Consider the following 14806-nt stretch of genomic DNA (forward strand, 5'->3'; position numbering starts at 1 on the left):
CCGGCCCGCGACTCACGCGCGCCGGTCTGGGGTGCCGAATGCGGTTCAGATCCAAATTGGATCAGTCGCAAAGTTCCGGGTGCGCGTAGGCCTCTGGGTAGGGCATCGGCCTGAATGGTCCCAACGGGATGGTGCCGTTCCACGATCTGCCGAAATAGCCTTGCCGGCAATGGATCAGCGATCCGCTGCCCGCGACTCCGGGCAGGGCATGGGCACGGCACAGCCAGCGCCACAAATGTGGATAATCCAGGATGCGCGCGCCATTCAGCTTCATCCGGACGTAATAGACCGGGTCGTGACGGTAGAGGGTGGGGAACAGGCGCAGATCGGCTTCGGTGAAATCTGGGCCGGTCAGGAAAGGGCGTCCGTCGGACAAGCGGGCCTCCAGGGCGTCCAGCGCATTGAAATAGGCCTTGAACGCATCTGAATAGGCAGCCTGGTCCGATGAGAACCCGGCCTTGTAGGCCCCGTTGTTGATGGCGGTGTAGATCAGGTCGTTGAGATCCTCGATCTCGCTGCGAAGGCCGGGCTGAACCGGGTAGAGGTCGGGCCTGTCGGTGTCGGACAGGGTGCTGCCCAGCGGCCCGGCGGCGGCGTTCAACATGCGCAGGATCTCGGCGCTCTCGTTATTGACGACGCGGCCCGCTTGCTTGTCGTAGAGGATCGGAACGGATTGTTCGTCGGACCCTTCAGCGCGGTAGATGTCGCGGACCAGGCGGTGCGATCTGCCGGTCCCGGTCTCGGAGGTGCATTCAGGCAGCGGCGCGCCGGTCAGGCTGGCGGGACGGGTTGGGTTGAACTGCCACAGGTTCGGACCTTCGGGGTCATCTTCGTCAGTGCGGTTCGGAAACACCACATCCATCGTTAGCCCATCGCCCAGACCCAGGACGTTCCGGGCCAGCGTGACGCGGTGGCACCAGGGGCAGTTCAGGGCCACGAAGAGGTGGTAGCGTCCTGGCTCTGGCGGGAAATCGGGATCGCCAATGGCGTGCCGGAAGCCGCTGACGCCCCGCACGAATTCGCCCTCTGCCCGGCGTTTGGCGGCGTCGGTCTGGTCTTCCTCGACGGATGCGTCTTTGCGTGGTTCGGTCATGCCAGCCCCCCCATCCCTCGGAAGGTGAGGCAAGATGAACGGCACGGCAAGCCCTTCTTCGGCTGTCCGATGCCGTTGCGGTCCCGGTTCGGGGCCGCGCCCGCCCATCCTTCATCAAGGGCATTCTGCGCCGTTGCCGATGTAGGTGCGCGCGTAGTGTTTCGCCCGCCCCTGCGCCGATAATCAGAACCCGGGACGCTTCGTGCAGGGCGGCGTTTCAGCGCGCATTGTCGGCCCTTGGCCCCTCAATGTCGCCCGTCGCGGATTTGAACGGTGCGGAATTCCACGAGCCGGTGGCCAGCACGATATAGTCGCCCGCAATCTGCGTGCCGTCGGCCAGCATTACCCCGGTACCGTCAATCGAAGCGGCCTCGCCCCGGATCACCCGCCCGCGCCCCAGCAGCCCGTCGTAGGGGATCAGCGCCCGGTCCAGCAGCGCCGGGTCGACCATGGCGCGGATCATCGCGGGGGCGTGGGTGAAATGGCTAGCGCGCTCGATCAGGGTGACATCCATCACCGCGTCGAGCGATTTCGCCAGGTCGCTGCCCAGGTAGCCGTCACCGACGATGACAAGCTTCGGCTCGCTTGACTTCGGGCTCATGCGGCCTCTCCTTTGCGTGCCTGTTCCGTGACCAGTCCTGAGAGAGCGGCGTCCAGCGCCGCGATGTCCTCGACACGGGTGAGCGACCCGGTCTCGGCGTCCCAAGCTTCGCCCCATGTGCCGATCCCTTGCACGCCGCGCAGATCGGCCCGAAGAACGGCGCCAGCTGCGCTTGATGGCCCAGCACGCCCGCGCCGGCCCGCGGCCCCGGCGAGGCGGCAAGGAAGACGACAGGCTTGCCCTGCCAGACCTGTCTGTCGATCCGGCTCATCCAGTCAAAGAGGTTCTTCTAGGCGGATGTGACCGTGCCGTTATGCTCGGCGAAGGAGACCAGCACCGCTTCCGCCGCGCCGATCAGGTCGAAGAAGCTCCGGGCAGCCTGCGGGATACCGGACGCACGCTCGCGATCGATGGAGTAGATCGGCATTTCGAAGTCGGTCAGGTTGACGAAGGCGACCTCCGCTTCCTGCGACACCGAGGAGCGGAGGCGCTTGGCGGCGAATTCAACCAGGGCGCGGTTGATGGAATTGCGGCTGTTGGTGGCCGCCAGCCCGGCCGCGTGCTGCGCTAAGCCAATGGCTTCGCGCGCGGCCTCCTACACCATCTCCAGGGACACTACCCTGATCCGAGTTCATGATCTCCGGCTTGCCAAACCTACGGATCGCTTCGTTCAAAGCTTTCAGGCACGGCGCAGTTTCCAGTGTGACCGAGAGTCGCGAGGCCAGCACCTTCCGGCTGAACCAGTCGAGCACGGCAACCAGATAAACAAACCCTCGGGCCATGGGGATGTAGGTAATGTCCATCGCCCAGACCTGATTGGGACGGTTCACCGCCAGCTTGCGCAACAGATACGGATATATCTTGTGGCCGGGTGTGGGTCTGCTGGTATTCGGCCTGCGATAGAGCGCCTCTATCCCCATCACCATCATGCAAGTCGCGACGTGCAGCCGACCAGCGGTGAAGCCTTCCTGGCGCAAAAGCCCCCTTCATCATCCGGCTTCCGGCGAACGGATACTCCACCCCGCCCATCGGGCTGCAAGCCGGTGCAAGACACTCGGAAAGACCTCAGAAGCCAGCGGTCCCGATAGCCGCCTCCAGCCAGATGGCAGCGAAGAGGGTGAAAAGATAGTAGAGCGTCAGCCGGAAGAACCGGCGTTCGGTCTCGTAACGGTCGGCGCCGGCCGCGTCCTCGCCCCGCGCCGAGATCGTCGCGGCACCACGCAAGAGCGCAACGTTCAGCACCACCGCTGCCGCCAGGAAGATCGGGCCGCCAATGGCCGAAACCCCCACGCCCACGGATATGACCGCCAGCACGACACTGTAGAGCAGGATGCGTCGCCGCGTCACCGCACGGCCGTGGGTGACGGTCAACATCGGAACCCCGGCGCGGGTGTAATCGTCGTGCATGTAAAGCGCCAGCGCCCAGAAATGCGGCGGTGTCCAGAAGAAGATCAGGCCGAACAGCATCAGGCTCTCTATCCCGACCGAACCGGTCGCGGCTGCCCAGCCGATCATCGGCGGGAACGCGCCGGCGGCGCCGCCGATCACGATATTCTGCGGTGTCCGCCGCTTCAGGATCATCGAGTAGATCACGGCGTAGAAGAAGATGGTGAACGCCAGAAGCCCCGCAGCCAGCGCATTCGACACCGCCCACAGGGCGGCCACCGACAGGACCGACAGAGCCAGGCCGAAGACCAGCGCTGCGCGTGGCGTGACCTGGCCGTTGGGAATCGGCCTGTTGCGGGTGCGCCGCATCTGGGCGTCGATATCGGCATCCCACCACATGTTCAAAGCGCCCGAGGCGCCGGCGCCGATGGCGATGAACAGCAACGACAGGATGGCGTTCAGTGGACCCACCGCAACCGGGGCGGCAAAGACCCCCACAGTCGCGGTAAAGATCACCAGTGACATGACGCGCGGCTTCAGAAGCGCCAGATAGCTGGGCAATCCGGACCGGAGCAGGCCGGTCGCGTTGCTGGTGGTATCGGACATCGGTCACTCTCGCTCGGATGAGGGGTGGTGGGCCCGGCGCGTGCGCCGGACCGTGTTCTGATCGTGACTCGGCCCGCCGGTCACATCTCCATGGCCATGCCTTCGGTCGCCATCTGGCCCATCATGCCCATCTGCATGTGATAGGGCAGCATGCACATGAACATCCAGGCACCGGGCGCGAGCACCTCGGCGACGAATGTGATCTCCTCTCCCGGCAGAACCAGCGACTGCTCGTAGAGCGCTTCGTGCTCCAGCAGGTTCCAGTCCGCACGACGGGCGCGGTAGTTCACACCCTGCATCTGCGCCATGCCCATGAACATGAACTCGTGCACGATATTGCCGTCATTGCGCAGGGTGAAGCGGATCCGCTCGCCGGGTTGGGCGTCGATTTCAAGGTCCGAGAACGTCCATTCCGACATCGACAGTTCGATCTCACGATCGAAGTCGCCCTCGTCGGTGATGATCAAACCGGCCATCTGACCTGCCATCAGCCGCTCGGCTTCCTCCTCGTCGAAAGCACCGCCTTCGGCCATGTCCATGCCACCGTCGGCAGCCATGTTCATGTCACCGTCGGTGGCCATGTCCATGCCGCTGTCCGCGGCCATGTTCATGTCGCCATCAGCGGCCATGTTCATGTCGCCGTCAGCGGCCATGTTCATGTCGCCGTCAGTGGCCATGTTCATGTCGCCGTCAGTGGCCATGTTCATGTCGCCGTCAGTGGCCATGTCCATGTCGCCGTCCGCGGCCATGTTCATGTCACCGTCAGCGGCCATGTCCATGCCGCCGTCAGCGGCCATGTTCATGTCGCCATCAGCGGCCATGTCCATGTCACCGTCAGCGGCCATGTCCATGTCACCGTCAGTGGCCATGTCCATGTCGCCATCAGCGGCCATGTCCATGTCGACATCAGCGGCCATGTCCATATCGCCGTCAGCGGCCATATCCATGTCACCATCGCCGCCCATGTCCATGCCGCCCATGTCCATGCCACCCATGTCCATATCCATGTTCGCCATGGCGGCCTCGATCATCGCTTCATCTTCGGGCGGCACCCCGAAAATGTCGTGCTCGATTTCTTCGTTCTCGAACATGATCCCTTCCGGCAGGATGCCCTCTTCGCGAAGCCGCACGATCTCGCCAACCGCAGGCGTGGCCTGCACTGTCGGCGGGGTCTGAACGACGATGAAATAGCCTGTCCCTCCAAGAAGGATCAGCCCAATTATCAGAAACAATCGCATGATCATTTTAGGTTCTCCTTCCTATTCCGCAGGGACCGGCTTGGCCGAGCCGGCTTTGGCGCTGTCGCTGTCGCCGATTGCCCAGGGGTCGCCGGACACGGCGACGCCACGGGTTGAGCTGCGCATGATGTTATAGACGAACACGATAAAGCCGAGGCCGATCAGGTAGGCCGCCCCGGTCAGGATCAGTTGCGGTGTCGACCATTGCGGCAGGTCCAGGTAATCCACCACCCAGCGCGGGAAGTAGTTGAACCCCAGCAGGTACATCATCGTGACCTTGGTGAAGATGCCGATCTGCCAGAACCAGAAATGGGTGTTTCCCATTCCCTGACTGTACATCCGGCCCGTGAAGTAGGGATAGAGGTAGTAGATCCCCGCCATTGCCATATTGGCCATGAAGCCCACGAACATCGCGTGGAAATGCGCCGGCACGAAGTAGGTGTTGTGCACGAAATCGCTGTCGGTCGCGATCTGGGCGTTCACATAGGCCGTCACACCGCCGTACATCAGAAAGAAGATCGACGCGATCATGAACTTGAACGGCACCGCGCGCCGCGCCGTATCCGGAATCGGATCGGACCAGAGCGTGGCGATCCAGTTGAACACATGCAGCGTGGACGGGATGAAGATCAGCAGCGTCAGGATCTGTGTCGCGCGCTGCAACCAACCGCTGACGTTTTCGGCCGGCTGGAAGTGATGAGGATACACGATAAAGCCCAACAGCGTCAGCAGTGCAAAAGCCGTGACCGCCGACCAGTAGCTCCAGATCGGGCGACCCAGAAACCTGGGCAGAAGCGTATAGAGGATCGCCACCGTCGGCATCAGCGGCAGATAGACCGCCGGGTGGCCATAGAACCAGAACATGAACATGAAGGTCATCACGTCGCCGCCGCGCGCCGGATCGAACAGCGCCGTCATTTCCAGCCAGTCGGTCAGCATGACAACACCGACAAGCCCGAGAATGGGGGTCGACAGGGCCAGCAGGATACCTTCGGAAATCGCGCCCCAGCCCATCAGGGGCAGCTTGCTGTATCCCTTGCGCCTGGCCGCCGCCAAACCGTTCTTCAGCAGCACCGCACCGGCGAGAAACTCCGAGAGCGCCACCAGGGCAACCGCGACATATCCCATCCAGACCAGGCTGCCCCCAACGCGCAGAGACATGGGCGGATAGAATGTCCAGGTGAAATCGGGCCGCGAGATCACCAGCAGCACCGCGGCCAGGATCAATGTCCAGTAGCTCCATTGCGCGCCGCGCGCCCACAGCAGTTCCTCGGTGCCGAGGATCTTGGGCATCATGTAGTACATGATCGAAACCACGAACGGAATGATGAACCCGAAGACCATGAACATGCCGTGCAAGGTCATCAGCGACATGTAGGGTCTGGCATCCAGGATCTGAATGTCGGGATAGGCCAGTTCGGTCCTGAACAAGATCGCCATCAGGCCGCCAAGGCCAAGCATCACCACCGAGGTCAGCATCCCCTTGATCGCGATGTGCCGGTAGTGGTCGGAAAAAAGCAGCGTTGAAAGGGTCATCTTGCCGATGACGTCCTCCGGCTCCCAGTGGGGTTTTGTCCCCATACGTTCTGCATCATGTGCACTTGCCATGGTGCGGACTCCTCAATTCTGAATGCGTTGTCACGGATGGGCCCAGGATCAGGCCGCGTCCCCTTCATGATCTTCGTCGCCATCGCCTTCGTCGTCCTGAACGACAAGCCAGGCCTTCATCTGCGCGTGTCCCACGCCGCAGTAGTTCAGGCACTGGACAAGGTAGCGGCCCGGCTCCTCGGGCGCGCGGATCCATACGTTGCGCTCGGCGCCCGGCTCGAACTCGGCGGTGATGCCGGCGGCGGGGATGTTGAAGCCGTGGATGACGTCATTGGCGAACAAGCTGAACAGCACCCTTTCACCGGGCTGAACGACCGCCGCATTGCGCGAGATCTCATCCTCTTCGTTGATGAAGGCAAAGCCCCACTGAAAGGCCAGAACACGGATAACCCGGTCGAACTCCCCCTCTCCGGGTTCATAGCCGACTTCCAGAACGCCTTCTTCTTCCAGCGGTGCCTGATAGGCAGCGAAAATCTCGGCGCTGCGCCGATCGCCGTACCAGACCATCACCAGAAGGAGGCCGACGAACAGGAACTCCATCGAATACGGCAATCGCCAGCGCGCCGGCAGGAACAGCGCGGCGAACAACGCCGCAATCCCCAGCCCCAGCACCACAAAAACTATGATGATCATCGTGGACTGGTAACCGGCCAGTCCGAGTGCATTTTCCATTGCAATTCTCCTTCCCTTGAACGTGTTTCCTGGCGGCCCGCACAACGGGCAGCCGCGACAAACGGTTCAGAGGATCGGAGGATGGAACCTCGGGTCGGCAGGCAGGTCGGCCGCGTGAACCTCGGTGCGGAGATAGCGGACCGTCGCAAACGAGATGTTCTCGGGGTTCAACTCGGCGATACTGGTCAGGCCCAGCAAGCCGCAATGGGTCGGGCCGGAAGACATGTTGGCACACAGGCCCGACATCGGACAGGCTGCATAACCTCTCGGTTCGTCGTCACCGGCGTCACAGGGCTGTTCGGCCAGGCTGCCGGAAACCTCGGCCTGGCAGGCCTGCGAGGCGGATTCCCGAGACATGTCGGAGGTCATCCCTCCGCCCATCGACGCAGCCGTAGATGTCGAAAGTCCGATGGCGATCGTCAGAACGATCATCATCGAAATAAAAGTGCAAACGCACCTTTGCGAAATAAAACTGGCCGTCCCCAATGACATGGCCAACGCTCCCCTGATGCGACACATTATCACATGAAACATAATAATCAATCGTCTTGGCCCCGGCCGCGAGAATTTCGAAGAAGGACGTGCATTTCCGCACGCGGCGAGCGACCTGTCGGTGCGCAGTTTCCGACCCGCCGGGGCGCCTCGGCTGGTGCCTACGCTCAGGCCCGGCGATGTGGTGGTGATGGACTATCTCGGCAACCACAAAGGCCAGGCCGTCCGACAGGCAATCCGCACGGCTGGCGCCAACCTTCTGTTCCTGCCGCCCCTACAGCCCTGACCTGAACCCGATAGAACAAGTCTTCGCCAGGCTCTAACACAGGATCCGCAAAACGGCTGCCAGATTCCGCGAGTCCCTCCGGCGCGCCGTTGGTCCCGTCCTCAACAAATTCACTCCACAAAAGTGTGCGAATTACCTCACAAGAGCCGGATGAGCTTCCGTCAAAACCTGAAACGCCCGAGTTCTTAATCGGACTCTTAGATCGCTTCGGGTTCATTCGGTCGATAGGGCGCGTCGGCATTCTTGAACACCACGTAGATGGCCGGGATCACCAATACCGTCAGCAGGGTCGATGAAACCAGACCGAACAGAAGCGAAATCGCCAATCCCTGGAAGATCGGATCGGTCAGGATCACCGAGGCCCCGATCATCGCGGAAATCGCCGTCAGCAGGATCGGCTTGGACCGGATCGCCCCCGCGCGCAGCAGCGTTTCGCGCAACGGCTCACCCTCGGCCGCGCCATGGCGGATGAAATCGACCAGCAGGATCGAGTTTCGCACGATAATCCCGGCCAAAGCGATAAACCCGATCATTGAGGTCGCGGTGAAGGGCGCGTTGAACAGCCAGTGGCCGAAGACGATGCCGATAAAGGTCAGCGGGACGGGTGTGAGGATGACAAACGGCACCCGGAACGACCCGAATTGCGCCACCACCAGCACATAGATCGCCAGGATCGCCACGGAAAAGGCGGCGCCCATGTCGCGGAAGGTGACATAGGTAACCTCCCATTCGCCATCCCAGAGCAGCGTCGGCGTGGTGTCGCTGGCGGGCTGGCCATAGAAGCTGATCTCGGGGCGCGGCACCGCGTCCGACCAGGGCCGGTCATCCAGCGCGTCCTGCACCGCGATCATGCCGTAGATGGGGGCCTCGAAATCGCCCGCCATCTCGGCCATCACCATCTCGGCAAAGCGGCCATTGCGGCGGAAGATCGGATAACTGCCCAGCTCTTCGCTGACCGAAACCACGTCGCCCAGTTCCACCACGCCACGATCTCCGGGCAATAGGTTGGCGGGAACCGGGGTCGAGGCCAAGCGTTCGGTCCAGGTCAGCTCGCCACGCGGCAGCGCCACCAGGATCTCGGTCGGGTCGCGGCCTTCGCCACGATGCGAATAGCCCACCGGGACGCCTTCAAACAGCGCCTGGATGGTCTGGTAGACATCGCTTTGACGGACCCGGAAGAACTCCAGGCTGTCCTGGTCGATGGCCAGCCGCAAGCGCGGACGCGGAACGCCGAAACTGTTCTCGATATCGACGATATAGGGCACCGAGGCGAAGGCTTCGCTGACTTCGCGGGCGACGGCGCGGCGGGTGTCGGCATCGGGGCCGTAGATCTCGGCCAGCAGAGTGGCCAGAACCGGGGGCCCGGGTGGCACTTCGGCGATGCGGATCGAGCCGCCTTCGGGAAGCTCGATATCGGCCAGCAATTCGCGCGCTTCGAGAGCCACGTCATGCGAGACGCGGGTTCGTTCGTCGCGCGGCAGCAGGTTGACCTGCAAATCGCCCAGTTCGGGGCGGTTGCGCAAGTAATAATGGCGCACCAGACCGTTAAAGTTGAACGGCGCGGCGGTGCCGGCATTCATCTGGATCGAAGTGGCCTCGGGCAGGGCGGCCAGGCGTTCGCCGGCCTCGGCCAGAATGCGCTCGGTGCGTTCCAGGCTGGTGCCTTCGGGCATGTCGAGGATCACCTGAAACTCGGATTTATTGTCGAAGGGCAAGAGCTTGACCGTCACGGTGCGATCAAAGAAGAAGGTCAGCGATCCCGCCGTCAGGGCCAGCACAATCACCAGCAGCAGCCCCGAGCGCCAGCGGCTGGCGACAATCGGTGTGGCGGCCCGGCGGAAGATCCGGCCAACAAGGCTTTCCCGGTCATCGTCATGATCCCCGGCCGTCATGGCACCGCGCCCGGCGATGCGCATCATCAGCCACGGGGTCAGGATCACGGCCACGAAGAAGGAAAAGACCATCGCCGCCGAGGCATTGACCGGGATCGGGGCCATATAGGGCCCCATCAGCCCCGAGACGAACAGCATCGGCAACAGCGCGGCGATCACGGTCAGGGTGGCGATGATGGTGGGGTTGCCAACCTCGGCCACGGCCTCGATCACCGCCTGGGTGCGGGTGCGGCGGCCGCCCATGGCCCAGTGCCGGGAGATGTTTTCGATCACCACTATGGCGTCATCGACAAGGATCCCGATGGAAAAGATCAGCGCAAAGAGCGAGACCCGGTTAATCGTATAGCCCATGAAATTCGAGGCAAAGAGCGTCAGCAAAATGGTTGTGGGGATCACGATGCCCACCACGAGCCCTTCGCGCCAACCGATGAAAAGCACCACCAAAAGCGCGATGGAAACGGTGGCAAGGCCGAGGGTGAAGATCAGTTCATCGGCCTTTTCATCGGCGTTTTCGCCGTAGTTGCGGGTGATTTCGACCGTAATATCCTCGGGGATCAGTTCGCCGCGCAGGAGCTCCAGCCGCTCCATCACGTTTTCGGCCACCCACACGGCATTGGCCCCCTCGCGCTTGGCAATGGCCAGCGTCACGGCAGGCAGTCGGGTCCACTCGGCCTCACCCTCTTCGCGGGTCAGGGTCCAGCTGCGTGCCTCGACCGGCGCGCCGCCGACGATGACATCGGCAACATCGCGGACATAGACCGGGCGCCCATCGCGGGTCGTCAGCTGCAGCAGGCCGATATCGCCGGGGCCGCGCAGCGTTTGTCCCGCGGTAACGGAGAGCGTGCGGTCCAGCGTCGAGACTTCTCCGGCGGGAAAGGTCTGGTTGGCCTCGGAAACGCGCGCGGCCAGCTGTTGCAGGGTGACGCCGTAAAGCGCCAACTGTTCGGGGTCGGGCTCGATCCGGATCTGATCGGTGCGCCCGCCCACGATATAGGTCAAGCCGACATCCTCGACCGACATCAGCGCCGCGCGCAATTCTTCGGCCAGCGAATAGAGCGCCCGGTCGTCCCAGTGTTCGGCGGACTCGGGCGCGGGCGAAAGCGTCAGCGACACGATGGCGACATCATTGATGCCGCGCCCGACGATCAAGGGCTGCGGAATGCCCTGCGGGATGCGATCCATATTGGCCATGATCCGTTCGTTCACCCGCAGGATGGCGTCATCGGGGTCGGTGCCGACCTCGAACCGCGCGGTGACCATGACCCGGTCATCCTCGGTCTGCGAATAGACATGCTCAACCGCGTTGATCGACCGCAGAATCGCCTCCAGCGGTTCGGTCACAAGTTCCACCGCGTCGGTCGCGCGCAGCCCATCGGTACGCAGCATCACATCGACCATCGGCACCGAGATCTGAGGTTCTTCCTCGCGCGGGATAACCGTTAGCGCGATCAATCCCACGGCCAGCGAGGCCAACAGCAAGAGCGGTGTCAGAGCCGAGCGGACAAAGGCACGCGTCAGGTGCCCGGAAATCCCCAATTTCATGGCCGCACCACCCGGTCGCCAACTGACAACCCTGTCAGAATTTCAACACCTTGCGGGGTTTCCGCCCCGAGGAGGACAACAATGTCATGCCTGCCTTCCTCGGTTTCGACGGTGACGAAATCATTGCCGAACCGGGTGGAAATATAGGCGCGTGGCAAGATGATCGTTTCGCGTCGCTCGACCGTCACGTGCACGCGCACGCGCTCGCCGACAAAGAAGCTGCCCAATCCGTCGACCTCGGCATCGGCGATGACGCGGCCGTTTTCGATACGCGGATAGACCTGGACGATCACGCCGGTGGGGGCCACATCTGCCCCGAGCGCCGCCCCGGCAACCTCGATCTCGTCGCCCTCGGAGATGGAACGGGCGTGGCGTTCAGGCAGGTTCAGACGCAATAGGTAGCGGTCCGAGGCGATGATGGCGACCGGTTCACCCGGTAACATGACGCTTCCTTGCGGGCTCCGAACGTCCAGCACGCGGCCCGCGGCGGGGGCCAGAACCGCGCCCTCGCGTTCCTGTTGCACCAGCACATCGCGCGCCTGGTTGGCAGCGGCCAGGCGGCCTTCGAGCACCGCCACCGCGGTTTGCGCCTGATCCAGCCTGGTCTGCGCGACGATGCCGCGTTCAAAGAGATCCTCGGCGCGGGCCAGGTCTTCGCGGGCCTGGACCAGTTCGGCCTCGAGCGCATCGGCCTGCGAACTGGCAGAGGCGATCTGCGGGGCCATCTGATCATTGACCACCAACGCCAGCACTTCGCCCGCCGCGACGCTGTCGCCCTCATCGACTATCAGTTCCGCGATGGTGCCGCCGATGCGGGTCCGCGCGGTCAGGGTATCGACGCTTTCCACCGTTGCGAACACCGCCTTGCGGTCGGCGATCATGGTGGTCGCGACCTCGAGAACCGGCGCGGTTTGGGACAGGGCGGGCGTGGCAAGAAATATGGAAAGGAGTAAGGGCTTGAACATGGCAGAGCTTTCAGCGTCGGGTGTCGGAGGCGGGAAGACGGGGTAGCGGGATGGGTAGTTGACAGAAAGATTAGCAAAATCTAAATTAGTTATTACTGAATTAGTGTCAACCGGATTGATATGCCTTTATGTCGCAGTTCCAAAACCACGCCTTGGCAGATCTGGAAGCCCGCGCCGAGGAGATCGCCGGGCTGCTCAAGCTGATGTCCAACAAAAGCCGGTTGCTGATCCTGTGCCGACTTTCATCCGGCAAGGCCTCGGTATCCGAGCTTTGCGCGGTCGTGGGGCTGTCGCAATCGGCGATTTCGCAGCATCTGGCCAAAATGCGGCGGGACGGGTTGGTCAAGGGTGAGAAAGATGGCTTGCAGATAAACTATTCGATCACCGATCCGCGTTGTCTGGATCTATTGGCACATTTGAGTTGCCAAGAACCTCGTGACGTCAAGTAGGTGCCGTTCCGGTCGTGGAGAATTGCCGGTTGACGAGCGGAGCAAGGTGAGCCGAAGATTTCGGGCCAAAGCACGTGAAATCGGTGAAGGTTGCGGCCCGCAACGGGCCCGATTCACATTGGTCCCACCTAACGACGGTTCGGCGTGCAGCGATTGATTGCAGATATGCAGAAAAGGTGGCCGAGCTTGGGACTGTAGCGTTTGTTCCATCGGTTCTCGAACCGCCGCGCCACACGGTCGATCTCGGCTTTCGAGAGCTGTTTCTTCCCGTCATGAGTGCCGCGACCGCCGAGGATATGGATCGACTTCGTCGTGAGATAGATGTGCTGAGCCCACAGTTGCGCCCCGGGGTGGCAGCCCCCTTGTGAAATGGCCTTGAAGATCGCCATCGAACACCCACGCGCGGCCCGAACCATCTTCGCGAGCCTGGAAAGTCCCTGCCAGGATCCTGAAACCCTGCTCCAGCCGCAGTCGAAGAGCGCCGGGTCGATGCCCCGTGCCCGGTCACTCCGCGCCATTCGCATCCCTCTCGGCGAGTCCCGCCAAGGCAGAACTGACCTCTTCTGTTTCTCCAGTCTGCTAACTTACCCCCGCCAGCCGCCTTGGCAGAGGTTGCTGACGGTGCGGTGTATGGCGTCTGTGGTCCGCCCTTGACGCTGCCCGGATCTTGACGCGGCAATTGCCGCCAGCCCAGATCAAAGCCTTCGCCGTCAGCCGGGGCACACGCGCCAAGACCGACAGGATCGACGCGGAACTCATTGTACGGTTCATGGCCTTCCAGCTTGATGCAGGGCGCACCCTCCCACATTCAAAGATACGCCTTATCAGGGCGTTGGCATCAAAGCGCGGACAACTCGACGAGATCGTCTGGCGATGGAACCACCGCGCCGCCATCAGGGTAGTAATCAAGCATTGGACCACGAAAGCCGGTGTCGAGCGTGAGAAATCGACAAAGACTTGGCAGCCGACCCCGGTGGTTGAGCAGAGACGCGTCTTGCTTCAGGGGGCGCTCGGGAAGCGAATCTGCTACTCAAAGGAATACGGCCTATGCTGGCCGTGATGCCGTCACTTTCTTTAGTGGGCAAGCGGATCATCCCTTTACGCCCTTGACTAAATTTGCAAGTACCAGCAGGAAGCTTTCTTAGTTGTTGAGGTAGACAATGGAAGACGTTCCAACCTCCGAAGTTGTTTCAGGGTGCTGGCCGTATTGAAGGGCAGGCGCAGCGTCGTTGGAGAGTGAGAATCGGATGTTGACATTGTCGAGTTTCGGGACTGCTTCGGCAGTCGGTACGAATCGTGAAGGACCTGAATTCGGAGATAGAGCTGGACGACTGAATATGCAGCCCGCGACAAGAATGTGGCTTTTCACGTCTTTTGTGAACTTCTTCACCAAATGGGGGGGAGAGTCTTGAAGCCTCTATATGTCGCGCAACCGTTGATGCCACCGCTTTCTGATCTGACAGGATTACTTGAACAAGTTTGGGCAACCAAAATCGTTACCAACGAAGGCCCGCTTCACAATCGACTGGAAGCAGAGCTTGCGTCGCTTCTGCGAGTCCCCACCGCCAGGCTTTTTTGCAATGGCACGGCGGCCCTCCAGGTCGCTATCTTGAGCTTGAACCTACCTGCGGGCTCCGAAATCATTACCTCGCCACTGACCTTCGCAGCAACAGCCCATGCTATTACCGCCAGCGGTTTTCATCCAATTTTTGCTGACGTTGATGAACATACGCTGACCTTGGATCCGCGCGCAGTAGAGCGCGCAATATCTGACAAAACTGGCGCGGTCATCGGTGTTCATGTCTACGGAACATTGTGTGATCACAGATCACTAAGGGACTCTCTGAAGAACCTCCCCATTTCGGCGTGATCTGGTAGGATTCTGGCGGATGACAGAGGAGCCCGCCGATGCCTAAGCAGCCAGCCATTCCCGGCCTTCGTGACGCAATGAAGAAGAAGGTGACGCGGCGGGAGAT

Annotated in this window: 13 protein-coding genes and 3 pseudogenes; 4 read left to right on the forward strand and 12 right to left on the reverse strand. The window is 61.9% G+C overall.

Annotated features, from left to right (window positions below; all coding sequences use genetic code 11):
• Nucleotides 1-61 precede the first annotated feature (61 nt).
• The 9 genes and pseudogenes from AC13C7_RS19310 to AC13C7_RS19350 form a co-directional block, all read right to left on the reverse strand.
• On the reverse strand, nt 62-1093 hold the full coding sequence (locus AC13C7_RS19310; protein ID WP_482868428.1) for a glutathione S-transferase C-terminal domain-containing protein: 1032 nt from the start codon (nt 1091-1093) through the stop codon (nt 62-64).
• Between the two features lie 217 nt (nt 1094-1310).
• The gene (locus tag AC13C7_RS19315; protein WP_172319883.1) at nt 1311-1694 is read right to left on the reverse strand and encodes an NAD-binding protein; all 384 of its coding nucleotides are present in this window, start codon (nt 1692-1694) and stop codon (nt 1311-1313) included.
• Nucleotides 1651-2271 (reverse strand): annotated as a pseudogene (locus tag AC13C7_RS19320) (NADPH-dependent FMN reductase). The gene AC13C7_RS19315 and the pseudogene AC13C7_RS19320 overlap by 44 nt, the downstream one beginning before the upstream one ends.
• 37 nt (nt 2272-2308) lie before the next feature.
• Nucleotides 2309-2714, reverse strand: a pseudogene (locus AC13C7_RS19325) (transposase); the annotation flags it as partial.
• Between the two features lie 45 nt (nt 2715-2759).
• Nucleotides 2760-3686 carry a heme o synthase gene (locus tag AC13C7_RS19330; protein ID WP_482868429.1) on the reverse strand — a complete coding sequence of 309 codons (927 nt, stop codon included), beginning with the start codon at nt 3684-3686 and terminating at the stop codon, nt 2760-2762.
• Nucleotides 3687-3766: 80 nt separating this feature from the next.
• Nucleotides 3767-4924, reverse strand: a complete 1158-nt coding sequence (locus AC13C7_RS19335; RefSeq protein ID WP_482868430.1) for a multicopper oxidase domain-containing protein — start codon at nt 4922-4924, stop codon at nt 3767-3769.
• A gap of 21 nt (nt 4925-4945) precedes the next feature.
• Nucleotides 4946-6532 carry a cytochrome c oxidase subunit I gene (locus tag AC13C7_RS19340; protein ID WP_482868431.1) on the reverse strand — a complete coding sequence of 529 codons (1587 nt, stop codon included), beginning with the start codon at nt 6530-6532 and terminating at the stop codon, nt 4946-4948.
• A gap of 48 nt (nt 6533-6580) precedes the next feature.
• The gene (locus AC13C7_RS19345; protein WP_172319878.1) at nt 6581-7204 is read right to left on the reverse strand and encodes a cupredoxin domain-containing protein; all 624 of its coding nucleotides are present in this window, start codon (nt 7202-7204) and stop codon (nt 6581-6583) included.
• 66 nt (nt 7205-7270) lie between these two features.
• Nucleotides 7271-7639 (reverse strand): hypothetical protein, encoded by a 369-nt coding sequence (locus AC13C7_RS19350; RefSeq protein ID WP_172319877.1) that lies wholly within the window; start codon nt 7637-7639, stop codon nt 7271-7273.
• A gap of 208 nt (nt 7640-7847) precedes the next feature.
• Here AC13C7_RS19350 and AC13C7_RS19355 point away from each other — a divergent pair.
• Nucleotides 7848-8016: pseudogene (locus AC13C7_RS19355) on the forward strand (transposase); the annotation flags it as partial.
• 163 nt (nt 8017-8179) lie between these two features.
• On the opposite strand, the gene AC13C7_RS19360 reads toward AC13C7_RS19355, so the two are convergent.
• Nucleotides 8180-11416 carry an efflux RND transporter permease subunit gene (locus tag AC13C7_RS19360; protein ID WP_482868432.1) on the reverse strand — a complete coding sequence of 1079 codons (3237 nt, stop codon included), beginning with the start codon at nt 11414-11416 and terminating at the stop codon, nt 8180-8182.
• Nucleotides 11413-12381 (reverse strand): efflux RND transporter periplasmic adaptor subunit, encoded by a 969-nt coding sequence (locus AC13C7_RS19365; protein ID WP_482868433.1) that lies wholly within the window; start codon nt 12379-12381, stop codon nt 11413-11415. The genes AC13C7_RS19360 and AC13C7_RS19365 overlap by 4 nt, the downstream gene beginning before the upstream one ends.
• A 152-nt stretch (nt 12382-12533) precedes the next feature.
• On the opposite strand from AC13C7_RS19365, the gene AC13C7_RS19370 reads away from it, so the two are divergent.
• Nucleotides 12534-12830, forward strand: coding sequence for an ArsR/SmtB family transcription factor (locus AC13C7_RS19370; protein WP_235952682.1), 297 nt, complete (start codon nt 12534-12536; stop codon nt 12828-12830).
• Nucleotides 12831-12958: 128 nt separating this feature from the next.
• Here AC13C7_RS19370 and AC13C7_RS19375 read toward each other — a convergent pair whose 3' ends face one another.
• Entirely contained in the window at nt 12959-13219 is a 261-nt protein-coding gene (locus AC13C7_RS19375; RefSeq protein ID WP_446119647.1) for a hypothetical protein, read from the reverse strand.
• Nucleotides 13220-13497: 278 nt separating this feature from the next.
• Here AC13C7_RS19375 and AC13C7_RS19380 point away from each other — a divergent pair, with 278 nt between their 5' ends.
• Nucleotides 13498-13890: a hypothetical protein gene (locus tag AC13C7_RS19380; RefSeq protein WP_482868434.1), complete on the forward strand. Its 393-nt coding sequence runs from the start codon at nt 13498-13500 to the stop codon at nt 13888-13890.
• Between the two features lie 378 nt (nt 13891-14268).
• On the forward strand, nt 14269-14700 hold the full coding sequence (locus AC13C7_RS19385) for an aminotransferase class I/II-fold pyridoxal phosphate-dependent enzyme (protein WP_482868435.1): 432 nt from the start codon (nt 14269-14271) through the stop codon (nt 14698-14700).
• Nucleotides 14701-14806: the final 106 nt, after the last annotated feature.

This window comes from Alterinioella sp. B-7 (assembly GCF_056857775.1).